Genomic DNA, 26,555 nt, shown 5'->3' with positions numbered 1-26,555 from the left:
CTTAAAAATTGAGGGTCATGCCCAGTCGGGCGGTGCGTCCCGGCGCCGGGACCATGCCCAGGCTGAGCGCGTCCAGGTAGTACTGATCGGTGACGTTGTCGATGTTGAAATCGATGCTCAGGGTGTCGTTGTGTCGCCAACTGGCGTAGAGATCGACGATGCGGTAGTCGTGCCACGGCACCGGGCTGAGAAAGCCGAGTGAGGTGTCGTCGTTGAAGGCCGGCGTTTCGGTGCGCCGCCCCATGAAGGTCACCCGGGTACCGAGGTCCAGGCGGCGCCGGAACAACCGGCCGCCCAGGGTGGCGGAGGCGTGCCATTCCGGCGGAATCATGTTGTTGAAGTAGGAGTTGGCGACGCCGTAGTCGTTGCAGCGTTCGCGCCGGTAGCTGCCGTAGTGGCACACTTCGATATGGTCGTATTTGGTACCGGCGAGCTTCATGTAGGCGAAGCCGGCGTCGTATTCCAGGGTCAGCTCCACGCCACGTAGCGAGACGCTTTCGATGTTGCGCATCACGAACAGCTGGCGGTTGTCTTCCCACGTATTGGTGGACGTGCGGGTCAGGTAGTCCTCGGTCAGGTTGTCGAAGCGGGCCAGTTTGACGGCGAGCCGGTCGCCGCCCAGGAACAGGTCCCGGCCCAGGAAGTTGATGCCCACTTCCCGGTTGGTGGCATGCTCGGGTTGGAGCGGCACGTCCAGGGCCGGTTGCACCGACCAGCCCTGGGTGGCCTCGAACAGACTCGGCATGCGCAGCGCCTCGGCGTGCAGGGCGTAGAACTGCAGACCGTTCATCCACGGCTCCCAGGTGACGCTGAACACCGGCGCGCTGCCGCTGTTCCTGGTGCGATAGCGGATCGGGTCGCAGGCGCCGTCGTTGTCGTTGTCCACGCAGAACACGCTTTCCACGTAGACTTCATCGATCACCTGGCCGTCGTCGTCGTAGAGTTTTTCGGTGTGCCCCTTCGGCACCACCAGCTTGTGATCGTCGGTTTCCACGCGGGTATAGCGAATGCCGGCGTCCAGGGTGAGCGGCCGGATCGGGCGCCATTGCCAGTTGAGGAAGGCACCCAGTTCGTCGCGGTCGCCGATGCGGCCATAGGCGGTGTTGAGATCCGGGTTGCCCGCCGCGTCCGCCGGCACCTCGGTATCGATGTCTTCCCGTTGCGCGGTGAGTCCGTATTTGACGGTGTGGTCGCCCCACCAGGCGAACTGACTTTCGTTGTTCAGATCGCTTCCCCAGCGGTCATAGCGTTCCGGCGAGGGATTGGAGGTGAAGCTCTGGTAGACGTCCTCGGAGTAACTGCGATTAACGCTTGTGGTGTGCGTGTGCCAGAGGTTGAACTGCAGATCCAGCCAGGCATTGTCGAGCGGGTCCCAGTCGTAGCGGCTGGTATAGGTATGAGCGGTGACGGTGCTGGGGCGGGTCTGCTTGATCTGGTCGAACCAGATCAGTTGCGAGGGCATCAGCTCGCCGTACTCGCTGTCGTAGCGCTGGTAGCTGAGTTTCCACATCTGGTCGGCGGGCAAATAGAAGTTGCCCTTCAGCAGCAGGGTGTTGCTGCGATTGTTGCTGTTGACGATGCGCTCCTCGCCACGGAATCGGGACACCCCCTCACGTACCGCGGTGACTTCGGTATAGAACGGCAGCTCGCGGGTATCCAGTTGTACCTCGGGGGTGGGGCCGTGGGCACCGGAGTAGTAGTTGCCTTGATTGCGCTGGGCATAGGCGGCGAGCAGATCGAAGTTCTCGAAACGGCGCGCGGCGGCGATGCTGCCGGCCCAACTGCGCATGTCGAACAGCCCCGGGCGGTCCATGCCCTGGTCGGAGCCGAAACTGTCGGGCAGGGCGTATTCGCCTTCGCAGAGGCTGGCCACGGCACAGTCGGTGCGGTAGACGGCACCGGTGCCGTTGATGCCGGACGGCGTGCCGGAGGGGGGCGGCGAACTGCTGTTGCCGATGGCGGTGCCGCGCAGCCGCAGGCCCCAGTCCTTGCCGGGCTTGATGATGTCATTGGCGTCGATGGTGCGCATGCTGACCACGCCGCCGGTGGCGCCGCTGGCGCCGGCGTCCATCACCGGACCCTTGTCGATGTCGATGCTGGCGATCAGATCCGGGTCAATGTAGGTACGTGACGATACCCCGGCGTAGCCCCGGTAAACGGTGGTTTCCTGGCGGGCGCCGTCGACCAGCACCGGCACCCGGCCCTGGCCCTGCATGCCTCGGATATTCACATCCAGACCACCGCTGTTGCGGTTTTCGCCCACCAGCACGCCGGGGGTGCCCTGGAAAATATCGCCCACCGAGGTGCCACGGAAACGTTCGATGTGACCGCGATCGATGACGCTTTTGGAGCCGGCGGTTTGGTAGGTGTAGTCGGAGGGCGCGGTGGCTTGTACCCGTACCGGTTCCAGGGTGGCGCCGGCCTGATCCTCCGGGTGGATGACGGCGGCGTTGGGGCCGGTGGCGCGCCAATCCAGCCCGGTGCCGACCAACAGCCGCGACAGCGCGGCCCCCGGTGGCAGGGCGCCGTTCACGCCGTGGGACTGGCGGCCCGTCGCCAGCTCCGAACGCACCGATACCTGCCAGCCGGATTGCCGGGCAAAGGCGCTGATGGCGCTTGCCAGCGGTTGCGCGGGAATCTGGAAATCCTGGCTGGAGGCGGCCGGTGCGGGATCGGTACCAGCGGCCTGGGCGCCTGTGGTGAATAGAGCGATCAGTACCAGCGCCAGCAGGTGGCATGGTAGCGATTGAGGCATGAAGCGGCTCTCCTGTCCTGGGTTCGAGAATGAGATTTATTCTCTTAAAACCCTAAGACGGAGACCGGGATGTTTTTTCCCAGAAAATTCTACTGAAACACCAATCGCGGCAGCGCCGGCAGGGACAGGATGCGGCCCTGGTGCGGTTGCACCAGATTGTCGAGGGCCTGTTCCGGCGCCGACAGATCAAAGGAACCGGTGACTCGCTGTTCGCCCAGGCGATCATCGGCGAGCAGAATGCCCCGGTCGTCGTAGCGCCGCAGAACGGCGATCACATCGGCGATGGCGGTGTCCACCACGAACAGCCGTTGTTGTTGCCAGGCGCCCACGTCCTCGACGGCCAGCCGGGCCTCGCGCACCTCGCCGTCATGATAGCGCGACAGCTGCTGGCCCGGTCGCAGATCGGCCAGCCGGCGGTGCTGGTCGGCCACCCGCACCCGGCCACTGGCCACGCTCACGGTGTCCGACAGGGCGCCGATGGCGACATTGAAGCGGGTGCCGAGCACCGTGACATCGAGGGTGTCGGTGCGTACCAGGAAGGGATGGGCGGGGTCCCGGGTCACGTCGAAGAACGCCTCGCCGCGCAGCAGGGTGACACGGCGCCGGCCCTGGTCGAAATCGGTACGCAGGGCGCTGGCGGCGCCCAGGTGAACCCGGCTGCCATCGGGCAGCGTGACCAGCCGGGTTTCCTCGGTGCCGGTGAGATAGTCGGCGCGCAGATGCAGCCACAGGGTCGGCAGCAAGGCCAGCAGCAGGCAGGCCGCCGCCGCCAGGGCGGCGCCCCGATACCAGCGACCGCGACGGGCCGGGCGCGCCTGCGCCGGCGGCGCCGGCTCGGCGGCGGGCAGGGCGCCGATCAGCCGCCAGGAATGGCGGGCGTGGCGCCAGGCGTCGCGGTGCTGTTCATCGGCGTCGAGCCAGCGCTGGTGCTGGTCGTGCAAGGCGACGTTATCCGGCTCTTCCTGCAGGCGCAGCAGCCAGTCCATGGCCTCGCTGATGGCTTGTTCGCGCGGTGTCGGCGACGTCGTCATGGTTCCGTCCTGCTGGTCCGTGCCCGGATAAAAGAGGCTGATCATGATAGGTGCTTATCCCCTATATGACGAATGAGTCGGGGTAATTACTCAGGGAGATCGGCATTGTCGGAACCGGTCTGGTTGGCCCGGTCCAGATGCAGGGCCACCCGCACCAGGCCCTGATGCACCAAACGTTGGGCGGAGGAGGTGGAAATACCCAGCGCCTTGGCGATCTCCTGCAGGCGCGCGCCGCCCAGGCGATGCATCTCCAGCGCCTTGCGGGTGGTCTCCGGCAGTGCCGCCATGGCGCGGGCCACCTCATGGAGCTGTTCATCATTGATCAGGCTGCGTTCCGGCTCGGGCAGGGCACCGGGGGCCATCCAGCCCTGTGCGTCCTCTCCTTGTTCCTGGCGGTAGCGGTTCTCCACCGTCAGGCGGCGGGTCAGGTCCATGGCCAGATTACGGACGATGCGGTACAGATACTGCGCCGGCTGGCGCGGTGTGTTGGCATTGGCGAAACGCAGCCAGGCGTCCTGGACCACCTCCTCGGCGGTGGCCCGGCTGCCAGTGAGCGGCGTGGCGTAGTTGATCAGCGCGGCACGGTGCTCAAGGTAGACCCTGAGTTTGTCGTCGTCCGCGTGCATGCCGGTCACCCCAAGTGCAAGTAGAGAAAAAGCGAAGCTGTTATCGCGACCGGACTTTATTTGGAATGAGAATCATTGTCAATTGACCAGTCCTGAAGCGGTGCCAGCCCGGCGGCGATCCGCAGGGTGTCCGGCAGCGATGCACTGAACATAGGGCCGTGGCCAAGACCGGGGTCGATGCGCCGGCGCACCGTCAGCGACGGGATGTCCGCCAGCTCGTCGCAGAACGACAAGAAGCGCTCGCTGGCCTGGCGGCGAAGCCGCTCCAGGGTGGCCGGATCGGCGTCGGCGGGGGCGCGCAGTTCCTCGCTGCCGCGCCGCAACCAGACCCGCGCCGGTTGTCCCGGCGGGGTCCCGGCAAGGCGTTCCAGGTGCGCGTTCAGCACGTTGTCGCCCCAGCCCAGGGACGGGCTGGTGGGGAAGTAGTCATCGAACAGGGTGGGGCGGCTGCTTAGCGCGAACAGGGTGAACAGGCCCCCGTAGGAATGTCCCCAGAGCGCGCGCCGGGTCGGATCGATGGCCACCGTGTCCGCCACGCGCGGGACGATATGGCGTTCGATGCGATCGAGGAACCGTGCCGCGCCGCCGCTTTCCCGATCCGGATGACGGCGGTCGCGCGGGCGGGTGCCGTCCGGTCGGGGTGGCGTGTAGTCCCGTTGCCGGGCGGCGCCGTCGAACATCAGATCGGTATCGTAGCCGATCATCACCAGCACCGGCGGCCGGCCTTCGATCAGCGGCGCCAGCCACTCCTCGCGCAGGCGCGCCAGCGTCGCGTTGCCGTCCAGCAGGTAGAGCACCGGGTAACCGGCGGCGGGGGCCTCGGCACGGGGAATGGCCAGCCAGATGCGGTGGGCGCGGCGGTCGGGTCCGGCGTCCAGGCGCCAGCTTCGCAGCCGGTACCAGCGCGAGCCGGTGTCGGCCAGGGTGGTGCCCATGGTGCGGGTCATGTCCGGGCGCGCCAGCACGGTGGCGGGCAGCAACCCGACCCCGGCCAGGGCGGCGCACAGGGAACGGCGTCGGCGGTCGATGCTCATCAGAAATCCACCACCAGGCCGGCGTTGTAGCGGCGGCCGTCGAGGATGATCTCGAAGTCCTCGTTGGTGACCTGGCGATCGGTGAGGTTGTAGACCCCGGCCTTGAGGGTCAGGTGCTCGCTGGCGCGGTAGTTCAGGCCGGCGTCCACCAGCGAATAACCCGGCGTGCCTTCGGCCATGCTGACCCGGGACTGATAGTCCGAGGTGCGGCCACGATGATTGACCCGGGCCCAGCTTTGCAGCTTGTCGGTGGTTTGCCATTCCAGGCCGGCGTTGAACATGTGGCGGGGAATCTTGTTGAGCGGCTCGCCCTTGAATTCACCGGTGCGCTGTTCGGAATCGGTGTAGGTGTAGCTGGCGTTGAAGCGCAGATCGGTGGCCAGCCGCCAGGCCAGGGTGGCCTCCACGCCCTGCATGCGCGCCTCGTCCACGTTCATGCGGTTGCTGATGAAGTAATAGGCCTCGCCGGAATCGCTGCAATCCCAGGTGGAAGGGTCGTTCCGGTCCGAGGACGGATCGGATTCACACTCCCGGTATTCGGTGATCTTATCCTTGAAGTCGGTCTGGAACAGCATGACGCTGGTGGCGATGCCGGTGGGCAGGTCCAGGGCGAAGCCGGCTTCGTAGTTGATGCTGGTTTCCGGGTCCAGATCCGGGTTGCCCTTCATGATGGCGCGGGGCTGGCCGGCGGCGGACCAGGGGCCGCCGGTGACGCCGCCCCAGTCGTCGGCGGCTTCGCGCAGCGACGGCTGCCGGTAACCGGTGGATACACCGCCCTTGAGGGTGAGCGCCGGGGTCAGGTGGTGCACGGCATAGAGTCGGGGCGACACATGGTTGCCGAAGTTCTCGTCCTTGTTGAAGCGCAGGCCGCCGGTGAGCGACAGCGTGCGGGTCAGCCGCCATTCGTCCTCCAGGAATACCGCGTACTGCCAGCGACTGATTTCCGTGGCGTCGCTGGTGGGCAAACGGTTGGTGGCGTAGTCGGTGAGGTCCTCGTCCTTGTACTGGGCGCCGAAAGTAACGATGTGGCGGTCGCCGAAGTAGGTGGCCTGGGTATTGGCGATCAGGGTTTCCAGGGTGATGCCGTCGCGCAATTCGCCTTCCCGATCCGGGTTCTCGGTTTTTTCGTTCTGTACATAGGACTCGGTGCTCCAGGCGCCGAAGCGGCCTTCGTGGGTGAGGGCGGCGGTTTCCTTGTTGAAGCGCCGTTGCGAGGCTTCCGCGCCGGGCTCGTAGTATTTGCCCGGTGAGCCGTTACGCTCCTGGCGCACCTCGTCGTAGGACACCGCCAGATCGTTGCGGTGATCCGGCGTGAACACCAGTTTGGCGCCGCCGCCGCGTACCTTCTGCTCCTCGAAGCCCTCGAGAATGTCGTCTTCCTCGCGATGGCGGACCTGGCCGTTGACCTGCAGACCCAGTTTGTCCTCGAGCAACGGGCCGGCCAGGTACAGATCCGACTGGCGGGCGTCGCCGGATTCGCTGTTGTCCTGCAGGGTGACTTCGCTGCCGAAGGAACCCAGCCATTGTTTCTGTACCTTGCGGGTGATGATATTGATGACCCCGCCCATGGCCTCGGAACCGTACAGTGATGACATCGGGCCGCGAATCACCTCGATGCGTTCAATGGCGCGCAACGGTGGCAGGTAATTCTGCTCCAGGCCGCCGTCGTTACCGTTGGCGGTGGCTTCGCGGCCGGACAGGCGGCGCCCGTCCACCAGGATCATGGTGTACTTGGCGGACATGCCACGCAGGCTGATGTCCTGGCGGGAGCCGCCGCCGGTGATGGTGACGCCGGGAATGTCCTTGAGGGCGTCGGTAACGTCCTGGTAACCATGGGTTTCCAGCTGTTCCCGGTCGATCACGGAAATCGACGCCGGCGCGTCGGCGATGTGCTGTTCGAAACCGGCGGCGGACACCACGGTGACCGCTTCGAGAACATGGTTGTCGGGCTGGGCCGCGTGGGCGGTCTGGGTGGCCAGGGCGACGCCCAGAGCCAGGGCGGTAACGGCGTGGGAGGGGTAAGTCACGATACAAATCCTTCTGAAAAGGCAAACCAAAAAAGCCGACGCCGGGGGCGCTCGGTAAGGCGGCTTTATAGAATATTGCCTCCCATTTGTAAATGAGAACCAGTTAGATTTGAGAGGGCAATGCCGGATGATGGCACCGTCAGGCGGGGCGGGTCACCGGGCCGGATAGATACAGTCCCAGTTTTTCCATGGCCTGCAGGCGCGGCTGGAGAAAAGTGCCGGCCTGGGAGATGCTTGTGGTTTTTCCGGCTGTGAGGAGAAAGGCCATGGGCCAGTTTGATCGTATCGCCGAGCTGATGGGGCCGCCGTTTCTGAGGCTGCTGGGCGTGGAGACGGTGTCCATCGAAGCCGGTCGGGTGGTCTCCCGGTTACCGGTGCGCGAGGCGCTGCATCAACAGAACGGCTATGTGCATGCGGGGGCGGTGGGCACCCTGGCGGATCATACCGCCGGGGCGGCGGCGGGCACCTTGCTGGACGACGCCCACATGCCGTTGACCGCCGAGTACAAGGTCAACCTGCTGCGCCCGGCCCTGGGCGTGGCGCTGGTGTGCGAGGCCACGGTGCTGAAGGCCGGCCGCGCCATCACGGTGGCCGAATCGGAAGTATACGCCGAGGACGGGCACGGCCAGCGCAAGCTGATCGCCAAGGCCACGGTGACCCTGTCGATCGTGCCGGTGCGTTGAGCCAGGCCAGAACCACACCGCAGGAGCGGCTAAAGCCGCTCCCACGGTATTGTTGGGGCGGGGGTCAGTACACCTTGTAGGGCAGGAACTTGCCGGTCATCAGCACGCGCACGCGATCGCCTTTGGGATCTTCCTGGCGCTGGATGTCCAGATCGAAATCGATGGCGCTCATGATGCCGTCGCCGAATTCCTCGTGGATCAGTTCCTTCATGGCGCCGCCGTAGACGTGCACTGCTTCGTAGAGGCGGTAGATCAGCGGGTCCTTGTGCTGGGTGTCGGATTCGCCGCCCTTGTAGGGAACGATCTGCAGCCAGGCCACGGCTTCGTCGGACAGGCCGAACAGCTCGCCGACGACGGCGGCCTGCTCTTTGTTCATGGCCATCTGGCCGAGGCAGGCGGCGGTGGTCCATTCCTTGCTGTTGCCGACGGCGTCGGCCACCGCTTTCCAGGTAAGGCCCTTGGCGACCTTGGCGGCGCGGATCATTTCGGTGACTTGAGTGCGGTTACTGATCATGGTTGCGTCTCCATGGAGTGTGGGAAAAAGAGGGGAGTGTGGGATGAAAAATCAGGCGGCGTCCCGCCGTGGGGCGCGGCCCACCGTCAGGCTGGCGGTGACCTCGCCGTCGCGGCATTGACGCATGGCCAGGTAATCGTCGTCGTCGTGTTCTACCTCCCAGGCCAGGTCGGCGCTGGGAGCGCCGCGCAGCACGATGGGCAGGCGCCGGGTCTTGAGGCGCACCACCGGCGGCCGGTGGCCATAGCCCGGGTGGGGAAGATCCAGCAGATGGTGGGCAATGGCCTCCGCCTGCCGGGGGATCGGCTCGATGAAACGGCACGGCGCGCCGTCGATGCTGATGCAGTCGCCGAGGGCATGGATGCCCGGCTGGCTGGTGGCCAGGGTGTCCCCATCCACCACGATGCCCCGGTCGAAAGCGAGCCCGGCCTGGCGCGCCAGGCGTGGCTCGGTGACCAGGCCGGTGGCCGCCACCACTTGATCGACGTGCAGTCGGTGGCCGTCTTCCAGGGTGAGGTCACGACCGCCGTCGGCGGCGCGCACGCCGGCTACCCGGGTGCCGCCCAGGAAGGTCACGCCCAGGTCCGCCAGGTGGCGGGTCAGGCGTCGCACCGCCGGGGCCGGCAGCAGATTGGCCAGCGGGCCTTGCTGCTGGTCGATCAGGGTCACGGCATGGCCGGCGTGGGCCAGGTCCTCGGCCAGTTCACAGCCGATCATGCCGGCGCCGACCACCGCCACCCGCCGGGCACCGCCGGCCAGGGCGGTTTGCAGGCCGGCCCAGCCATGCAGGTGGTTGATGCGCCAGCACAGGGTCTCCGGCAGCACCGGCGGCAGCGCCGGGCGGGCGCCGTGGGCCAGCACCAGAGCCCGGTAGGTGAGAGTGCCGCGGGTGGTGCGCAGCTGCTTGAGCGCCGGTGACAGCCCCACCGCGAAGGTATTGGCGAGCAGGGTAACGCCCAGTCGGCGGGCGGCGTCGGCGCCGCTTTCCCGGGCCAGGGCCGGAGCGTCCAGACCCCGGCTCAGGGCCACCGACAGCTCCGGCTTGTGGTAGACGTCGCCCTGGCAGGCGGTGACCAGGGTGATGGGTACGTCCCGGTCCAGGGCGCGCAGCGCTTCGACCTGGCTCCAGCCGGCGATGCCGGCGCCCACCACCACGATGCTGTCGTCCACCGGCCGCGCCGCCGGCGCCTGCGGCGGATTGATCGCGGCGGCGGGCGGTTCGTAAAGCTCGAAGTCGCTTTTACCGACGCCGCACAGCGGGCATTCCCAGTCGTCGGGGATGTCCTCGAAGCGGGTGCCCGGTGGCAGGCCGCCGTCCGGGTCGCCCTGCTCCTCGTCGTAGATCAGGCCGCAGGCCAGGCAGATGTATTGGCGCCAGGGGCGTTGCGATGCGCTCATGATGCCGCCTCCTCGGGCCAGTCCTCCCGGCACAGCCGGTCCATTTCCCAGCGCAGGTGCTTGATCGCCGGGGTGACGATGGCCACGAACTGGGCCTCGCGCAGGCGCCGCTGGGCGGCGGCGGACAGGGCGTAGCCCCGGGCGCCCTGGTGCAGCATGGCGGACTGGCTGGCGCGCAGGGCGAACTCGGCGCCCTGGGTGCGCAGGTCGAGCACGTCCAGCAGGTAATCGCGGCTGGTGTCGTAGGGGGTGGCGGCCAGACGCACGGCGCGGGCTTCCAGATCCTCCATTTCCGCGCGCAGTGCTTCCGGGCGCTGTTCCAGGAACTGGTTGACGTGGCCGAGCTGGCCTTCCACTTCCAGGATCGAATCCAGGCTGCCCTGGGCCACGCCCAGGGCCATGCCCGCCTGCAGCAGGATGAAGCCGGCGCGGATGCGCGCCACGAACGGCTGCGCCGGGTCGGCGATCAGCCGCTCCGCGCCCACCGGGTAATCCTCCAGGCGGATGCCCCAGGTGCTGCTGCCTTCCATGCCGGCGAAGGCCGGGCAGGGGCGCAGCTCCACGTCGTCGTCGCAGTCCAGCATGAACATGATTTCGCCTTGGTCGCCGCCCTGGTCGTCGTGGACCCGGGCCAGGGCGCCGCAGTACTGGCCTTTCTGGATATGGCTCACCCAGGGCAGTACGCCGCTGACCCGGTAGCCGCCCTGGCCGTCGGGCCGGGCGCGCAGGGCCATCCGTTCAATGCCGGAGAGCGCCTTCATGGGGTTGGACAGGGCGGTGCCGCCGAAGCGTTCGCCGCGCCGGTGGGCTTCCAGACGCTCGCCGGTCAGGGCCGGGTTACCGGATTCCGCCATGTACAGGGCGCACACCTGGTGGGTCCACATCAAAAAGCCGGTGGTGCCGCAATGGCGGCTGACCCGCTGCATGGCGGCGATGGCCAGATCGAAGCGGCCACCGCGATCCGCCAGGTGCGGATCGAGGGCGCCGGCCTCGCCCAGGGCCCGGATGATCTCCAGGGGGTAATGGCCTTCCTGGTCAATGCGGTAGGCGAGGGCGGCGAGCGGGCCGGCGGCGATCTCCTCGACCCGCTCAAGCAGGGCGGCGTCGCTGTCCGGCGGCGTGACATCAAGGGGTTGGGCGCTGTTCATGGGCTCCTCCCGGGGCGCCGGCACGAGGCCGGAGCCGCTGTGTGTGGATCGGGCCGGTTACTCGGCCAGGGCGATGTCGAAGGCGATCGGGTTGCGCATGGTGTTGGCCACCGGGGAGTAGTAGTTGGCCTGCTGGACGATCTCGTCCAGCTCTTCGCGGCTGGCGTCGCCTTCCACCACCACGCGCACGCGGATTTCCTGGAACCCCATTTGCGAGGGGATGCGGTGGGCGCCACCGGCGCCCCAGGCGGCGGTGTTGCCAATGTCGCCTTCAAGGAACAGTTCCAGGCGGGACAGTTTCACCTTCTTCCAGGTGGCCACCGCGGTGATGCCCACGGCCAGACAACCGCCCAGGGCGGACAACACGATTTCACCGGGGGCCGGCGCGGTGTTCTGGCCGAACAGATGCAGCGGCTCGTCCACCACCACCGGCTCATGGTCGCCCACGTAGCTGAGCGTGCGGTACTGGCCCTCACAGATCGTGTGGACCTTGTTGGTGCCCCGGTTTTCCGGGTTGGCGCGGCCTTTTTCGGCGAAGCCCTCAAGGCCGTCGCGGTCGATCGGGCGCAGGTAGGTGCTGACGGTAGTGGCGGTTTGCGTGCTCAAGGGACATCTCCTTCATGGGTCGTTGTAACGGGGCGGAACCGGCGCGGTCCGCCATCACGAAGGGCCCTATCGCAAGCGCTGTGCCAGAAGCGCTGTCGCGCCACGCCCGGCCCGGGGCAGGGAGGGGAAAAGGCAGGGAAAACAAGCCGTTGGCGGCGATGAAACGGAACGCCGGGGGCGCCGGGCGCCGGAATCACGGGACTCTCGGCATTCCCGTGGGGCGGGACGAAGCGCGACAAACAGAAACAATGTCCGGTTTCGTTGCCGATCATTGTCCGGTTGCCGTCGCAGCGCTTCGGTGCCCCGTTAGCGGGCTGTTTGGGCGGCGACAAAGACCAACAAAGCCGACAATGTCCGACTTTGTCGTTCCTGGCGGGCCGCCCCGGCCCCGGCCTCTGCACGGCTTCGGCGCCGGCGTGCCGCCGCGAGAGCCGCGCCAAGTGCCTGTTATCAAGGCGTTTTCGGGCCTGGGGGCCGGTCCGGTCGATGGCCCGCCACCGTCCCGCCCGGTGAGCTGGCATGGAACCTGCTCTTCACACTGCGTCGACCCGTTAAGGGGTCCGTTGCAAACCGGAGTACGCAGATGGGAGCCACCATTAGTCTCAACGCCATCAGTCACCGCTATAAACCCGGGGCGGCCACCGTCCTCGAGGACATTGACGACCAGATCAAAAGCGGTGAACGGGTGGTGCTGATCGGACGCAGCGGGTGTGGCAAGTCCACCCTGCTGCACATGATCGCCGGATTGCTGATGCCGTCCGACGGTTGCGTCAAGATCGGCGGCCGGCAGATCACCCGGCCTTCCGCCAAGTGGAACATGATGTTCCAGAAACCCTCCCTGTATCCGTGGATGAATGTGCGCGACAACGTCGGCCTGGGCCTGCTGTTCGCGGGCGCCTCCAAGGCGGACATCGCCGAACGGGTGGACCAGTTGCTGGAGATGGTGGGCCTGGCCGACAAGAGCCGGGTCAATGTGCAGAGCCTGTCCGGTGGCCAGCAACAACGGGTGGCCCTGGCCCGGTCCCTGGCCACGCGCCCGGACGTGCTGCTCCTTGATGAACCGTTTTCCGCGCTGGATGCCTTTACCCGCGCCAGTCTTCAGCAGGAAGTGGCGGGCATCTGCGGCGAGCTGGGCATCACCCTGGTCACCGTTACCCACGACATCGACGAAGCCATCCTGATGGCCGACCGGGTGCTGATCATGGCCCAGAACCCGGGCCGCATCGAAAGCCGCCTGGAGGTGGGGCTGCCCTGGCCCCGGGACCCGGCCTCCAATGAATTCCAGCAGCGCCGGCGGGCGTTGATGGACCTGTTCCAGCAAACCGACAGCGTCACGCCGCTGCCGGAAAAGGACCGCGATGGCGGCCGTTTGCGTCGCGTCAGCAACGGCTGACCGCCTTCAATCCCGAGGAGAGCGATTCATGAGTGATTCATCCCACCACCACGACGACGATCAGGTCCTGCCCACCTGCGAGTCCTGCGACACCGGGCTGAGCCGGCGTGATTTCATGCGCGACATCGTCGCCGCCACCAGTGCCGGCATGTTCACCGCCGGTGGCCTGGGGCTGAGCCGGCAGGCGTTCGCCGAGGAACAGGACCCGGTGCTGCGCATCGGCTATATCCCCATCGTCGACGCGGCGGTGCTGCTGGTGGCCCATGCCCGCGGCTATTTCGAGGAAGAGGGCGTGAAGGCGGAACGGCCCACCCTGATTCGCGGCTGGTCGCCGTTGGTGGAAGGCTTCGCCAGTGGCAAGTTCAACCTGGTGCATTTCCTCAAGCCGATCCCGATCTGGATGCGTTACAGCAACGATTTCCCGGTCAAGGTGATGTCCTGGGCCCATGTGAACGGTTCCGCCATCGTGGTGGGCCGCCATACCGACGCCGAGGAGTTCGCCGACCTGGGCGGCACCCAGATCGCCGTGCCGTACTGGTACTCCATGCACAATGTGGTGCTGCAGATGGGCCTGCGCCAGGCCGGCCTGACCCCGGTGATCAAGGGGCAGGGCGAGCCGCTCGGGCCCAAGGAAGTGAACCTGCAGATCATGCCGCCGCCGGACATGCCCGCCGCCCTGGCGGCGCGCAAGATCGACGGCTACATCGTCGCCGAGCCCTTCAACGCCGCCGGCGAACTGCTGGCCGGCGGCAAGGTGCTGCGCTTCACCGGTGACATGTGGAAGAACCACCCCTGTTGCGTGGTGTGCATGAACGAGAACCAGGTCAACGCCAAGCCGGTGTGGACCCAGAAGGTGATGAACGCCCTGGTGCGCGCCCAGAACGACGCCCAGCAAAACAAGGCCGAGGTGGCCCGGCTGTTGTCCCGGGATGGCGAGGGTTACCTGCCGATGCCGGCCAACGTGGTGGAGCGCGCCATGACCCACTACAACCCGGCTGACTATGAGCACCCGGACGCCATCCGCCACCCGGAATGGCACACTGGCCGGGTGGATTTCCACTCCTGGCCGTACCCGTCCGCCACCCGCTTCATCGTCGAGCAGATGAAAGACACCCTGGTCAGCGGCGACACCGGTTTTCTGCAGTCCCTGGACCCGGAGTTCGTGGCCGGCGATCTGGTCGATGACCGTTTCGTGCGCAAGTCGCTGATCGCCTTCCCCGCCGGCAAGAAGGACGACGACGACCCCTTTGTCCGGGAAGAGGTGATCCGCGTATGAATACCCTCGCTTCCCGGGCCCGCCCCGCGGCACCGGCCTGGCCGGCGTTGTGGCGCCGGGTGGCGCCGCTGGCCTGGCCGTTGGGTGGCATCGCCGTGATGCTGTTCGTCTGGTGGCTGGGTGGGCTCTACCTGGCCAGCAACCCGGAAACGATGATGTTCGCCAACTTCGCCCCCGGGCCCACCTTCGCCGCCCTGTGGCGGATGCTCGGCGAGACGGCGCTGTGGGACGCCATCGGCGCCAGCCTTTATCGCATTGGCGCCGGGTTGTTCTGGGGCGCGCTGATTGGCATTCCCCTGGGCATCCTGATCGGCTATTTCTCCCTGGCCATGCGCATGGCCAACCTGCCGTTCCAGTTTCTGCGCATGATCAGCCCGCTGGCCTGGATGCCCCTGGCGGTGCTGATCTTCGACAGCTGGGACGGCGCCATCGTATTCCTGATCCTGATGGCGGCGCTGTGGCCGATCGTGTTTTCCACCGCCCACGGCGTCAAGCGCATCGACCCGGGCTGGTTCAAGGTGGCCCGCAACCTGGGCGCCGACAGCCTGCAGATGCTGCGCCGGGTGATCCTGCCGGCGGTGATGATGGACATGATGGCCGGTATCCGCCTGGCGGTGGGCGTGGCCTGGGTGGTGCTGGTGCCGGCGGAATACCTGGGCGTCACCAGCGGCCTGGGCTACGCCATCAACGACGCCCGTGACACCCTGGACTACGCGGCGCTGACCGCGGTGGTGCTGGTGATCGGCGTGATCGGCTACGCCCTGGACAGCGTCTGCGTGATGTTGATGCGGCGTTTCAACTGGCAACTGGAGGGCTGATGCTCGACGGCGGGCTGCCGGCCCCGGACGGGGCCGCCGGCGACGAGGACGTGGATCTCACCGTGCTGCGCGAAGCGGCACGGCTGATCGGTCGCGCCGAATCGCCGGAACTGGCGATCAGTGGCATCCTGCGGCTGCTGTCGCAGATGCTGGGCCTCAACCGCGCCCGGGTGATGCTGCCACGCATCCACGATCCGGGCCTGACGATTCGCTACGCCTACGGGCTCACCGACGAGGAGCGCGAGCGTGGTCAGTATCGCGCCGGCGAGGGGGTGGCCGGTCGCGTGATGCGCACCGGTCAGGTGGCGGTGGTGCAGGACATTGATCAGGAGCCTCTGTTCCTGGGGCGCGCCGTGCGCCGCCGCACGCTGCCGGATGAAATCGTCGCCTACATCGCCGTGCCGCTGATGGACGGTGGCGTGCCCATGGGGGTGCTGGCGGCGCACCGCTTGCGGCAGCGGCCACGCAAGATCGATCGCGACCTGGGCACCCTGCAGACCATCGCCGTGTTCATCGTCCAGATTCTCAAGTTCAATGCCTTGCTGGAGGAGCGCACCGCCCACCTGCGCGACGAGAACCGCCAGCTCAAGGACGCCCTCAGCAGCGCCCAGCCGGCCCACGGCATTCTCGGCGAAAGCGAGCCGTTGCGCGTCGCCCTGCACAACGCCCTCAAGGTGGCGGACACCGAAGTGACGGTGCTGATCACCGGCGAGTCCGGCACCGGCAAGGAGCGTTTCGCCGAACTGCTGCATGACCAGAGCGGTCGCCGCGACGGTCCTTTCCTGGCCATCAACTGCGCCGCCATCCCCGAGCAACTGCTGGAATCGGAACTGTTCGGCCACGAGCGCGGCGCCTTCACCGGCGCCAACGCCGCCAAGAAGGGCAAGATCGAAATGGCCGACGGCGGCACCCTGTTCCTGGACGAAATCGGTGACATGAGCCCGGACCTGCAGACCAAGCTGCTGCGGGTGCTGGAAAAGCGGGTGATCCAGCGGGTCGGCGGCAATCGTGATATTCCGGTCACGGTGCGCATTCTCGCCGCCACTCATAAGAACCTGCAGCAGGCGGTGAACGAGGGCCGTTTCCGGCTGGATCTGTATTACCGTCTCAATGTATTCCCGCTGCATCTGCCGCCCTTGCGCGAGCGCCGGGGCGACGTGCGTTTGCTGACCCGGCACTTCCTGTACCGCACCAACCGGGAGTACCGCCGTAATGTGGTGCTCGGCGAAGGTGTGCTGGAGCGGCTGGAAAGCTACGCCTGGCCGGGCAACATCCGTCAGTTGGAAAACATTCTGCGCCGCGCGGTGCTGATGGCGCGCAGCGACCAGGTGTCCGCCGCCGACGTGGAGGCGATTTTGGCCCAGGAATCGAGCATCGAACAAAGCGTGCCGGCACCGCTGGCCGATGGCCCGCGGGCCACGGCGACGGCACCGCCAGCGACCATCACGCCGCCCCCGTTGCCGGCGGCGCGGCCCTACCGCCGGGTGCGCGAACAGGACGGCGACATGTTGCTGGGCGCCCTGGAGGAGGCCGGTGGCAACAAGGCGAGGGCGGCCCGGGCGCTGGGCATGACGCCGCGCCAGTACCGCTATCACCTGGATAAACTGGGCCTGTCTAAAGCCAGCGATTCATAATCAGGCAGGCGGTCAGGTCGCCGGTGACGTTGAGCGCCGTGCGGCTCATGTCCAGCAGCCGGTCCACGCCCAACAGGATCGCCACCCCCTCGGCGGGAATGCCCAGCCCGCCGAGCAGGGTGGCGAGGATGACGATACCCACCCCGGGGGTACTGGGGCTGCCGATGGACGCGCCCACCACGGTGATGATCAGCAGCGCCAGGGTGGCCGGTTCCAACTGCACGCCGAACATCTGCGCGATGAACACCGCCGCCACCACCTGATAGAGGGCGGTGCCGTCCATGTTCACGGTGGCGCCCAGCGGAATGATGACGCCGGCCACCTGCGGTTTCACACCCAGCTTGTCCTCGGCGGTTTTCAGCGATAGCGGCATGGTGGCCGCCGAACTGGAGGTGGAAAACGCCAGCAACTGAGCACCGCCCACCTGCTTGAGAAAATGCAGCGGCGAGGTTCGCCCCAACACCGCCACCAGCAGCAGATAGAACGCCAGCAGCACCGCCAGACCGGCCAGCACGGTGAAAATATACGCCGACATGCCGGCCAGGGCGGTGGCGCCGGCGCGGATCACGAAGTCGGCGATCAGCCCGAATACCGCCGCTGGCGCCAGGAACATGGCCCAGCCGACGATCTTCAACGATACCTGCTGCACCGATTCCAGCAGTCGCGTCAGGGTGCGGGTGCGCAGCCGGCCGAGGGCGGCGATGGCGGCGCCGGCGAAGATCGAGGCGACCACGATCTGCAGCATGTTGTTGTGCAGGCTGGCCGCCGAGATGCTGGCCGGGATCAGATTGGCGATGGTGTCCGCCAGGCTGGCACCGGTATCCGGGGCGGCCCCGGCGATGTCCAGGGACGCCTGGCTGGGAGGCAGGTTGAGCAGGTCCTGCTGCACGTAGTCGCCGGGCCGCAGCCATAACGCCAGGGTCAGGCCGATGAGCACCGCCACCGTGGTGGTGGCCACGAAGTAGGGCACGATGCGCACCGCCGCCCGGCGCAGAAAGTCGGCGTCGCCGGCGCTGGTCAGGCCGAGAATGATGGAGGTGGCCACCAGCGGAATCACCACCATCTGAATCATGTTCAGGAACAGCGCGCCGGGCAGTGTCAGCCACTCACCCAGGGCGGCGGCGGTGGCGCCGTCCAGCGCCAGCGGGCCGCCGCTTTCCGGCGACAGCGGCAGGCCCAGGGCCACGCCCAGTACCATGGCGATCACGATCTGCAACCACAGACGGGTGCGGATCAGGGCACTTACTTCACGAATGGAAAGAGACTGACGCAACGGCGCTCCTCGGTGCTGAATCACGGACGGCTGGGATGCGTCTAACGATAGCGTCTTCCCGCCGGCTGGCAAGACGCCATGGGCGACGCACGGCGAAATGAGCAACGGGAGGGTGAAGCGCCCCGCCTTTTGCGCCTAAACTGCGTTTTTTTGGGGACTCACCGGAAAACAGCCATGGCCGAATTGGAATTCTGGTTTGATTTCGCCAGCCCGTACGCCTACCTGGCGGCGGAGACGATCGAGCCCGCCGCCGCCGACGCCGGCGTGATGGTACGCTGGAAGCCCTTCGTGCTGGGACCGATCTTCCAGGAACAGGGCTGGACCGATTCGCCGTTCAATCTGTTCCCCGCCAAGGGCCGCTACCTGTGGCGCGATCTGCAGCGCGAGACCCGCCGGTTGGGAGTGCCCTGGCAAAGGCCCACCCGGTTCCCGTTCAACAGTGCCCTGGCCACCAAGACCGCCACCTGGATCGAGCCGGACGAGCGCCTGCCCGCATACTGCCGGGCCTTGTTCCGGGCCGGCTTCGCCGAGCGTCGCGACCCGGCCACGCCGACGGTGGTATCGGCCTGCCTGCGTGCCGCCGGCCTGGACGACGCTCCCCTGGAGCGGGCCCTGGCCGAGGGCGGTGGCCAGCGACTGCGCGCCGACGTCAATCGGGCCCGGGACCTGGACATCTTCGGTGCGCCGTCCTTCGTGGTCGGCGGCGAATTGTTCTGGGGCAACGAGCGCCTTGCCTCGGCCCTCGAGCGCGCCTGGACCAGCCCCACCCTGGACCGCCGGTCGCCTCCGTAGGAGCCGCGCGGGACGCTACCTCGAAGCGTCTCGGTGTGGGCCCCTTTCCGGGACGCGGCCCGAATGGAGAACCCCACCAAAGCGTGGGCGGAACTACAGGTTTTCGATGTCGTCGAGCAGCGCCTCGGCGCGCTGGAGAATGGCCCGGCGCCTGGCCGGCGCCATGCGCTCCCAGGCCTTGTACACCATGCCCATGCGCGGGTGCTTTCCGAACCGCCCCCGGTGGCGCTGAATAAAGTGCCAGTAGAGGCTGTTGAAGGGGCAGCTGTTGTCCTCCTCGGCGCTGCTCACCTTGTACCGGCAGGCGCCGCAGTAATCGGACATGCGCTGGATGTACTTGCCGCTGGCCGCATAGGGTTTGGAGCCCAGGTAGCCGCCGTCGGCGTGCATCACCATGCCCAGGGTATTGGGCAGTTCCACCCATTCATAGGCGTCCACACACCGCCAGATACCACTCATGGATCTGCTTTACCTCCACGCCCAGCAGCAGCGCCAGGTTGCCGGTGACCATGAGCCGCTGAATATGATGGGCATAAGCGTGCTCCCGGGTGGCGCGCACCGCCTCCGCCACGCAACGCATTTTGGTCTCGCCGCTCCAGTAGAACCAGGGCAGGTCGGCGTGGCTGGCGAGCCGGTTCTCTTCCTTGTAGTCCGGCATCAGCAGCCAGTAGATGCCACGCACGTATTCGCGCCAGCCGAGAATCTGGCGAATAAAGCCCTCCACCGCGTTGAGCGGCGCGCGCCCCTCCCGGTAGCAGCGTTCCGCCGCCTCGCAGACCTTGAGCGGGTCGAGCAGGCCGGCGTTGAGGTATGGGCTCAGCAGGCTGTGAAAAAGGAAGTCGTCGCCCTCGGTCATGGCGTCCTGGTAGTCGCCGAAGTGGGGCAGGGCCTGCTCCAGAAAATGGGCCAGGGCTTCCTCGGCCTGGGTTTCGGTGACCTCGAACCAAAACGGCTCCAGATCGCCGAAGCGGTCCGGGTAGTGTTCGGCCACCAGGTCGATCACCTGACGGGTGGTGGCGTCCGGTTCGAAGCGTGCTGGCCCCGGAAGCCGCTGCTTGCCGTCGTAGCGCTTGCGATTGTCGGCGTCGAAATTCCAACGACCGCCCACTGGCTCACCGTCCGGCTCCATCAGCAGGCCGGTATGGCGGCGCATTTCCCGGTAGAAAAACTCCATGCGCAACTGCTTGCGGCCGGCGGCCCAATCGCGGAACGTCTCGGCGCGGCACAGAAAACGGCGGTCTTCCAACAGCCGTACCGACAGGCTCAGCCGTTGCGGCCAGTGCCGTTTCATGGCCTCGCGCAGGCGGTATTCGCCAGGTTCGGTGACCAGCAATTCGCCGGCGTCGAACTCCCGGGCGCTTTTCAGCACCGCGTCACACAGGTCACCCAGCCCTTGGTCCAGCCCGTGGTAATCCACCGTCCAGCCCTGGCGGCGCAGGCGCGCGGCGAAGTGGCGCATGGCGCTGAACAGGAACACCAGCTTCTTGCGGTGGTGGGGCACATAGCCGGCTTCCTCGCGCACCTCCGCCATGACAATGCGGTCGCGGGCCGGGTTGCCCTCGGCCAGGCTGCTCAGGCCGGGGCTGAGCTGGTCGCCGAGAATCAGAATCAAGCGGGGTCGGGGCATGGGACTTCCAAATGGTGCATCGCGCTGGTGGAAGCCCCAGCATAGCCGGTGGCCATCAACGGCGAGTCAAGCCGCCGCCGGTCGGTATCAGTCGAGCCGCTTGTTGACGCGCAGAATGGCCACGCTCAGCGCCACCACCGAGAACACCGTCAGCGCCAGCAGTTCCGGCCACAGCGATGACAGGTCGGCACCGCGTAGCATGATGCCACGGCTGAGCCTCACGAAATGGGTGAGCGGCAGAATCTCGGCGAACCATTGCGCCGGCCTTGGCATGCCCTCGAACGGGAACATGAAGCCGGACAACAGAATTTGTGGCAGGAAGGTGAAGATCGCCGCCTGCATGGCCTGGAACTGGCTGCGCACCACGGTGGAGATCAGGATGCCCAACGCCAGGCTGGCGACGATGAACACCAGCGCCGCCAGGTACAGGTCCAGCAGCGGGCCGCGCACCGGTACCTGGAAGATCAGCTTGCCGAGCAGTAGCACCAGGCTGGTCTGGATCAGGCCGATGGCGATGAACGGCAGCACCTTGCCCAGGGTCAGCTCCGCTGATGACAACGGTGTGGTGATCAGGAACTCCTGATTGCCGTGCTCCCGTTCGCGCACCAGGGCAATGGCGGTGAACATCACCATGGTCATGGTCAGAATCACGCCGATCAGGCCGGGCACGGTGTTCAGCGGGGCCTCGCGGTCCGGATTGTAGTAAGCGACCACCGCCACCTGCGCCGCTGGCGGGCTCAGTGATTGCCCGTTCAGATAGGCGCGCACCGGGAACTGGCTGAGCTGGCGGGCGGCCTGCTGCACCACCTGGTCGGAGCCATCCACGATCAGCTGCAACGGCGGCTGGTCGGTGGTCAGACGGTGCTCGAAATCCGCTGGCACCACCAGGATCACCTTGATGTCGCCGGCGCGCAGCAGGCGCTGGGCCTGGTCGGCGGTGGTTGGAGCGTGCAGGAAATCGAACACCCGCGCCTGATGCAGTTCATCGATGACCTGGCGGCTGCGGCTGCTGTGCGCCTGGTCGACCACGGCGGCGGGCAGGTGGCGCACGTCCATGTTGATGGCGTAGCCGAACAGCAGCAGCTGCATGATCGGGATGCCCACGATCATGGCATAGGTGAGCCGGTCCCGTTTCAGTTGGCGCAGTTCCTTGGTGACCACCGCCCACAGGCGCCGGGGGCTGAATCCGATCATCACTGCGCCTCCCCGTGCCGGGCGCGGGCCAGGGTGGCGGCCACGAACACGTCTTCCAGGTTGACGTCGGTGACGTTCACCCCGGCGTCCGGGTCCACCGTGCGTACCCGCTGGCGCACCGGCGCGAGGGCGGCCTCGTCGTCCACCAGTACCCGCAGGGTGGCGCCGATCTGGGCGCAGGAGCGCACTCCTTCCAGGCCGTCCAGGGCATGCTGGGCGCGGCGCGGGCGGTCGGTTTCCACCAGCAGGGAGACCGCCTCCATCCGTTGCTTGAGCTGGTCCGGGCTGCCCTCCGCCACGAGCTCGCCCTGCTGCAGGATGGCCAGCCGGTGGCAGCGTTCCGCCTCGTCCATGTAATGGGTGGACACCAGCAGGGTGGTGCCGCTGTCCGCGAGGCCGAACAGCACGTCCCAGAAATCACGTCGGGATTGCGGGTCCACCGCGCTGGTGGGCTCGTCGAGAAACAGCAGTTCCGGTTCGTTGAGCACGGCGGCGGCCAGCGCCAGCCGCTGGCGCTGGCCGCCGCTCAGGGTGCCCGCCAGTTGCTCGCTGAGGGCTTCCAGGCGGTAGGTCTGGAACAGCTCGTCGAGCCGCTGGCGCCGGCGTGCCCGGGACAGCCCGAACAGTCGCGCCACGAATTCCAGGTTTTCGCGTACGCTCAGATCCCGGTACAGGGAAAAGCTCTGGGTCATGTAGCCGATATGCTGCTTGAGTGTCTCGGCCTGGCGGGGGATGTCCAGATCGAGCACCCGGATGTCGCCGTCGCTGGGCAGCAACAGACCGCACAGCATGCGGATGGTGGTGGATTTGCCACAGCCGTTGGGGCCGAGGAAACCGTACACCTGGCCGCGCGGCACCGACAGGTCCAGGTGGTCCACGGCCACCAGGTCGCCGAACCGACGGGTCAGGCCCCGGGTTTGGATCGCGGGGCTGCCCGGGTTATCGCTCATCACCGTCTTCCGCCGGCCAGGCCTGGCAGGGCAGCCCGGCGGGCAGTTGCCGCGCCGCCTCGCCCTGCAATACCAGCTCCGCCTGATAGGAGAGCCGGTTGGCGTCGTCGCCGGTGAGTGCGTAGTAGGGGGTAAAGGCAGGCTCGCTGCGCACACTGCGCACGACGGCGTCGAACGGCGTGTCGACGCCGTCGACGCGCACCCGGTAGCGGTCCCCGGGATGGATCGAAGCCCGTCGTGGCTCGGAGATGAACACCCGCGCATAAGGTGCCGCGCCGGCCAGCAAGGTGACCAGGGTGGCGCCGGTGGTGGGCTGATCGCCGAGGCGATGGGGCAGGGCGTCCACCCGGCCCGGCGCCGGCGCGATCACGTCCAGCCGCTGGCGACTGATGGCCAGGCCCGCCACCCGGGCGGTGGCGCTGTCCACCGCCGCTTCCGCCTGTTCAAGTTGCTCCGGGCGGGTGCCGTGCAGCAACTCGGTGAGGCGGGCCTTCTGGGCGTTGACCCGGGCCTCGGCGGTGTCGAAGGCGTTGCGGGCATCGTCCAAGCCGGCTTGGGCGAGCGCGCCCCGTTCTTGCAGGGAGCGGGCCCGGCGCAGGGCGGTGCGGGCGGTGTCGCGGTCGCTTTCCGCCTGGGCCAGTTCCGCCCGGGCGGCATCCACGGTTTCCGGCCGGGCGCCGTGGCGCAGCTCTTCCAGGCGGGCCTGTTGCTGGCGCAGGGTGGCCCGCGCTTCGTCCAGCCGTGCCTGGGTTCGGCGCGGGTCCAGGCGCAGTAATAATTGCCCCGCCTCGACCCGCTCGCCCTCCCGAACCGACAACTCCACCACCGGTTCCGAGGCTTCCGCGAGGATATCGACCCGGTCCCATTCCAGGGTGCCAGGCAGCGTCTCCGGTTCGGCGTCGCAGGCGCTCAACAGGGCCAGGGACAGTGCCACGGCGACAAATCGAATGGCCGTCTTGGCGAACAGAACGGCGCCAGTGGTTTTCATGGTGGTCCCCCCAGGCCCCGGTCGAGCAGGGCCAGCACATGGTTGATGAGATCCTCGGTGCGGATGTCGCCGTAATCAGGCAGCCGTGACCAGATCGGTCGGGAGGCCAGGGTGAACATGGTCAGGCCGATCAGGGAAATGGGAAACAGGCGCGGCTCGAGATCCGGATTGAGGTCACCTTCCGCCTGACCCCGGGCCACCAGTTCGCCGAGCTGGCGGAACAGCCGGGGCGCGTCGCGTTGCATCAGCAGGGGGCGGAGCTGGCCCTCCCGGGAGATGATTTCCTTGATCCACAGAGGCGGCAGCCAGGGCGCCGCGTCCACGGTGACGATCAGGTGGCGGGTCAGCTCGACGATCACCGCCCGTGCCGGTCGCGACGGCGGGGCGTTCAGCACCAGGGTGATGGCCGGCGCCATCAGGGTCAGGATGCGCTCCTCGACGATCGCCTCCAGCAGGCGTTCCTTGTGGCCGAAGTAGTAGTGCATCAGCGCGGGCGTGGCGCCGGCCTCCCGGGCGATGCGGTTCAGGGGCGTACCGGCCACGCCATGCTCGCCGAACAGGCGCACGGCACTGTCCAGCAGCCGGTCGCGCAGGTTGCCGGTTTCGTCGCTGGGGCGGCCGCGCCGTCGCGGCGTTTTGGCGGCAGGGGGCTTTTTCATGGCGCTAATTTAATTAATATTTAATTTAATTAAAAGGGGAATCGGCGCCCGCGCCGTGGGCCGGCGGCGGCCAACGAGGGTGCCGGCCATGCCATTCGGCGTCAGTTTCATTATCATGGGGCGCTTGCCCGCTTCGGGCAGGGTTCCCCGGGGAACGAAGACGCTTCAGGACGGCCAATGATTCAGAAAAGAACCATCAATGTGCGCCGCGTGGTGAAGGTGCTGCAGGGCGCCGCCCGTGGCGGGGTGAGCATTCCCGCCCTGCTGGATGACTGCGGCATCGAACGGCGGGTACTGGAGGATCCGGAAGCGCGCATCGAGCGCGATACCTTCATCAAATTGATGCTCCGGGTGATGGAGCAGACCCAGGACGAGTTCCTGGGCTTCGGCCAGGGCCGCAAATCCAAGCCGGGCACTTTTTCCATGATGGCCCATGCGGTGATCAACTGTCCCAACCTGGAAGCGGCGGTGGACCGGGGTATTCGCTTCTACCAGTTGTTCAATCTCAGCATGAACAGTGAGTTGGTGCGCGACGGTGATACCGCGCGGCTGATCACCCGGGTCGATCCCCGCCTGGATTTCCGTGATGTGATCATCGAGACGATGCTGTTCCTGTCGTTGCGTTTCATGGGCTGGCTGGTGGGCAAGCCGGTGGTGCCGGAAGCGGTTTATCTGGATTACGAGCCCCTGCGCGAGGACGATGAATACCGTTTTATGTTCGATTGCCCCACCTACCACGACAGTGATTGCAACCAGGTGCTGTTTCCCGCCCACTACCTGGACCTGCCCCTGGTGCAGAACGAGTTGTCACTGTCCAAGTTCCTGCGCGCATCCCTGGCGCAACTGTTCGACGGCACGGTGCACAACGTGGGCCTGCCGGCGCGGATTCGCGCCATCATCTCCACTGAGTACGGCAACCACTTTCCGGATTTCGGCGAAATCTGCGAGAAACTGGACATGACCCCGCAAACCCTGCGCCGCCGTCTCAAGGAGGGCAACACCAGTTATCAGGAGATCAAGGATTCGATCCGCAAGGACGCCTCGGTGTACTACCTGTCCAAGCCGGAGCTGAGCATCGACGAGATCGCCCTGTTGATGGGCTTCAGCGAGGCCAGCTCCTTCCACCGGGCGTTCAAGAAATGGACCAACCAGACCCCGTCCGCCTACCGGCGACAACATTTCGGCGATTTCCACGGAGACCTCAATGACCGCCGCTGACGACGCCACCGCGCGCCTGCTCGTTACCTGCCCGGACCAGCCGGGCATCATCAGTGCCGTATCCACGTTCCTGTACAACCACGGCGCCAACATCACCGATTTCGACCAGCATTCCAGCGACCAGCAGGATGGCACTTTCTTCCTGCGTCTGGAATTTCAGACTCCGGATCTGGATTGCAGCCACGAGGCCCTGGAAAACAACTTCCGCAACCGGGTGGCGGCGCGCTATGGCATGCAGTGGCACATCAGCCATCCCGGCGCCAAGAAGCGCATGGCGATCCTGGTGTCGCGCCACGACCATGTGCTCATGGACCTGCTTTGGCGGGTATCCCGGGGCGACCTGCCAGCCACCATCCCGATGGTGATCAGCAACCACGACGACCTGCGCGACGAGGTGGAACGCTTCGGCATTCCCTACCACCATATCCCGGTCAACAAGGACAACAAGGCGGAGGCGGAGGCGCGGGCCCTGGAGTTGCTGGAAGGCCAGGCGGACGTGATCGTGCTGGCGCGCTACATGCAGATCCTGAGCCCGGAATTCGTGTCCCGGCATCCGCACCGCATCATCAATATCCACCATTCGTTCCTGCCCGCCTTCGTCGGCGCCAATCCCTACCAGCAGGCCTGGGACCGGGGCGTCAAACTGATCGGCGCCACCAGCCACTACGTCACCGAGGACCTGGACCAGGGGCCGATCATCGAGCAGAACGTGCAGCGCGTTTCGCACCGGCATTCCGCCGCCGAGCTGCGCGGTCTGGGCCAGGATGTGGAACGTCAGGTGATGCTGCGCGCGGTGCGCTGGCACCTGGAGGACCGCATCATCGTCGACGGCAACAAGACCGTGGTGTTTGTTAAGTAGCCGCCCCCCACGTTTTCGTAGGAGCGGCTTCAGCCGCGATGGGGCCCTGTAT

At 66.7% G+C, this 26,555-nt stretch carries 24 protein-coding genes; 8 read left to right on the top strand and 16 right to left on the bottom strand.

All coding sequences use genetic code 11. The annotated features are described in order from the left end of the window. Position 1 precedes the first annotated feature (1 nt). From JF515_RS01020 to JF515_RS01000, 5 genes are all read right to left on the bottom strand, one after another. The gene (locus tag JF515_RS01020) at positions 2–2,755 is read right to left on the bottom strand and encodes a TonB-dependent receptor (protein ID WP_203100057.1); all 2,754 of its coding nucleotides are present in this window, start codon (positions 2,753–2,755) and stop codon (positions 2–4) included. A gap of 89 nt (positions 2,756–2,844) precedes the next feature. Next, the gene (locus tag JF515_RS01015; RefSeq protein ID WP_203100055.1) at positions 2,845–3,786 is read right to left on the bottom strand and encodes a FecR family protein; all 942 of its coding nucleotides are present in this window, start codon (positions 3,784–3,786) and stop codon (positions 2,845–2,847) included. An 86-nt stretch (positions 3,787–3,872) separates the two neighbouring features. Further along, positions 3,873–4,412 carry a sigma-70 family RNA polymerase sigma factor gene (locus tag JF515_RS01010; protein ID WP_203100054.1) on the bottom strand — a complete coding sequence of 180 codons (540 nt, stop codon included), beginning with the start codon at positions 4,410–4,412 and terminating at the stop codon, positions 3,873–3,875. Positions 4,413–4,468: 56 nt separating this feature from the next. Beyond that, the gene (locus JF515_RS01005; RefSeq protein WP_203100052.1) at positions 4,469–5,446 is read right to left on the bottom strand and encodes an alpha/beta hydrolase; all 978 of its coding nucleotides are present in this window, start codon (positions 5,444–5,446) and stop codon (positions 4,469–4,471) included. Further along, on the bottom strand, positions 5,446–7,473 hold the full coding sequence (locus JF515_RS01000) for a TonB-dependent receptor domain-containing protein (protein ID WP_338015152.1): 2,028 nt from the start codon (positions 7,471–7,473) through the stop codon (positions 5,446–5,448). The genes JF515_RS01005 and JF515_RS01000 overlap by 1 nt, the downstream gene beginning before the upstream one ends. Before the next feature lie 266 nt (positions 7,474–7,739). Between JF515_RS01000 and JF515_RS00995 the strand changes: the two genes are divergently transcribed. Continuing rightward, positions 7,740–8,156, top strand: a complete 417-nt coding sequence (locus JF515_RS00995) for a PaaI family thioesterase (RefSeq protein WP_203100050.1) — start codon at positions 7,740–7,742, stop codon at positions 8,154–8,156. Between the two features lie 64 nt (positions 8,157–8,220). On the opposite strand, the gene cynS is transcribed toward JF515_RS00995, so the two are convergent. Genes cynS through JF515_RS00975 form a run of 4 tightly spaced genes read right to left on the bottom strand, consistent with a single transcriptional unit; the run spans position 8,221 to position 11,822 of the window. Beyond that, positions 8,221–8,670 (bottom strand): cyanase, encoded by a 450-nt coding sequence (gene cynS, locus JF515_RS00990; protein WP_203100048.1) that lies wholly within the window; start codon positions 8,668–8,670, stop codon positions 8,221–8,223. 51 nt (positions 8,671–8,721) lie between these two features. Next, the gene (locus tag JF515_RS00985; RefSeq protein ID WP_203100046.1) at positions 8,722–10,068 is read right to left on the bottom strand and encodes an FAD-dependent oxidoreductase; all 1,347 of its coding nucleotides are present in this window, start codon (positions 10,066–10,068) and stop codon (positions 8,722–8,724) included. Then, on the bottom strand, positions 10,065–11,216 hold the full coding sequence (locus tag JF515_RS00980; protein WP_203100044.1) for an acyl-CoA dehydrogenase family protein: 1,152 nt from the start codon (positions 11,214–11,216) through the stop codon (positions 10,065–10,067). The genes JF515_RS00985 and JF515_RS00980 overlap by 4 nt, the downstream gene beginning before the upstream one ends. Before the next feature lie 57 nt (positions 11,217–11,273). After that, positions 11,274–11,822, bottom strand: a complete 549-nt coding sequence (locus tag JF515_RS00975) for an OsmC family protein (RefSeq protein ID WP_203100042.1) — start codon at positions 11,820–11,822, stop codon at positions 11,274–11,276. Between the two features lie 583 nt (positions 11,823–12,405). Here JF515_RS00975 and JF515_RS00970 point away from each other — a divergent pair. The 4 genes from JF515_RS00970 to JF515_RS00955 are packed head-to-tail and all read left to right on the top strand — an operon-like array spanning position 12,406 to position 16,943. Then, positions 12,406–13,215 carry an ABC transporter ATP-binding protein gene (locus JF515_RS00970; protein WP_203100040.1) on the top strand — a complete coding sequence of 270 codons (810 nt, stop codon included), beginning with the start codon at positions 12,406–12,408 and terminating at the stop codon, positions 13,213–13,215. 28 nt (positions 13,216–13,243) lie between these two features. Continuing rightward, positions 13,244–14,491: an ABC transporter substrate-binding protein gene (locus JF515_RS00965; protein WP_203100038.1), complete on the top strand. Its 1,248-nt coding sequence runs from the start codon at positions 13,244–13,246 to the stop codon at positions 14,489–14,491. Next, positions 14,488–15,309 carry an ABC transporter permease gene (locus tag JF515_RS00960; protein WP_203100037.1) on the top strand — a complete coding sequence of 274 codons (822 nt, stop codon included), beginning with the start codon at positions 14,488–14,490 and terminating at the stop codon, positions 15,307–15,309. The genes JF515_RS00965 and JF515_RS00960 overlap by 4 nt, the downstream gene beginning before the upstream one ends. Further along, entirely contained in the window at positions 15,309–16,943 is a 1,635-nt protein-coding gene (locus tag JF515_RS00955) for a sigma-54-dependent Fis family transcriptional regulator (protein ID WP_203100035.1), read from the top strand. The genes JF515_RS00960 and JF515_RS00955 overlap by 1 nt, the downstream gene beginning before the upstream one ends. Here the strand turns inward: JF515_RS00955 and JF515_RS00950 are convergent. Beyond that, complete coding sequence (locus JF515_RS00950) at positions 16,924–18,216, bottom strand: dicarboxylate/amino acid:cation symporter (protein ID WP_238400760.1); 1,293 nt, start codon at positions 18,214–18,216, stop codon at positions 16,924–16,926. The two genes, JF515_RS00955 and JF515_RS00950, sit on opposite strands and share 20 nt — an antisense overlap. A gap of 174 nt (positions 18,217–18,390) precedes the next feature. Between JF515_RS00950 and JF515_RS00945 the strand changes: the two genes are divergently transcribed. After that, positions 18,391–19,008 (top strand): 2-hydroxychromene-2-carboxylate isomerase, encoded by a 618-nt coding sequence (locus JF515_RS00945; RefSeq protein WP_203100033.1) that lies wholly within the window; start codon positions 18,391–18,393, stop codon positions 19,006–19,008. 93 nt (positions 19,009–19,101) lie between these two features. Here the strand turns inward: JF515_RS00945 and JF515_RS19330 are convergent, their stop codons facing one another. The 6 genes from JF515_RS19330 to JF515_RS00920 all read right to left on the bottom strand — a co-directional run bounded on the left by JF515_RS19330 (position 19,102) and on the right by JF515_RS00920 (position 24,426). Further along, positions 19,102–19,467, bottom strand: coding sequence for a hypothetical protein (locus JF515_RS19330; RefSeq protein WP_238400759.1), 366 nt, complete (start codon positions 19,465–19,467; stop codon positions 19,102–19,104). Next, the gene (locus tag JF515_RS00940; protein WP_238400758.1) at positions 19,433–20,635 is read right to left on the bottom strand and encodes a cryptochrome/photolyase family protein; all 1,203 of its coding nucleotides are present in this window, start codon (positions 20,633–20,635) and stop codon (positions 19,433–19,435) included. The genes JF515_RS19330 and JF515_RS00940 overlap by 35 nt, the downstream gene beginning before the upstream one ends. 87 nt (positions 20,636–20,722) lie before the next feature. After that, positions 20,723–21,829, bottom strand: coding sequence for an ABC transporter permease (locus JF515_RS00935; RefSeq protein WP_203100031.1), 1,107 nt, complete (start codon positions 21,827–21,829; stop codon positions 20,723–20,725). Further along, positions 21,829–22,779 (bottom strand): ABC transporter ATP-binding protein, encoded by a 951-nt coding sequence (locus tag JF515_RS00930; RefSeq protein ID WP_203100029.1) that lies wholly within the window; start codon positions 22,777–22,779, stop codon positions 21,829–21,831. The genes JF515_RS00935 and JF515_RS00930 overlap by 1 nt, the downstream gene beginning before the upstream one ends. After that, positions 22,769–23,767 (bottom strand): HlyD family secretion protein, encoded by a 999-nt coding sequence (locus JF515_RS00925; RefSeq protein ID WP_203100027.1) that lies wholly within the window; start codon positions 23,765–23,767, stop codon positions 22,769–22,771. Before JF515_RS00925 ends, JF515_RS00930 begins: the two co-directional genes overlap by 11 nt. After that, positions 23,764–24,426 (bottom strand): TetR/AcrR family transcriptional regulator, encoded by a 663-nt coding sequence (locus tag JF515_RS00920; protein ID WP_203100025.1) that lies wholly within the window; start codon positions 24,424–24,426, stop codon positions 23,764–23,766. Before JF515_RS00920 ends, JF515_RS00925 begins: the two co-directional genes overlap by 4 nt. A gap of 177 nt (positions 24,427–24,603) precedes the next feature. Between JF515_RS00920 and JF515_RS00915 the strand changes: the two genes are divergently transcribed. Continuing rightward, positions 24,604–25,644 carry an AraC family transcriptional regulator gene (locus JF515_RS00915; RefSeq protein WP_203100023.1) on the top strand — a complete coding sequence of 347 codons (1,041 nt, stop codon included), beginning with the start codon at positions 24,604–24,606 and terminating at the stop codon, positions 25,642–25,644. Beyond that, a complete protein-coding gene (gene purU / locus JF515_RS00910; protein ID WP_203100021.1) occupies positions 25,631–26,503 on the top strand; it encodes a formyltetrahydrofolate deformylase in 873 nt (290 codons plus the stop codon). The genes JF515_RS00915 and purU overlap by 14 nt, the downstream gene beginning before the upstream one ends. Positions 26,504–26,555 lie beyond the last annotated feature (52 nt).

The sequence above is a fragment of the Alloalcanivorax marinus genome (genome assembly GCF_016785095.1).
Lineage (GTDB): Bacteria > Pseudomonadota > Gammaproteobacteria > Pseudomonadales > Alcanivoracaceae > Alloalcanivorax > Alloalcanivorax marinus_A.
Note: the sequence above shows the minus strand (reverse complement) of the source record. Positions and strands in the feature narration are given on the sequence as shown.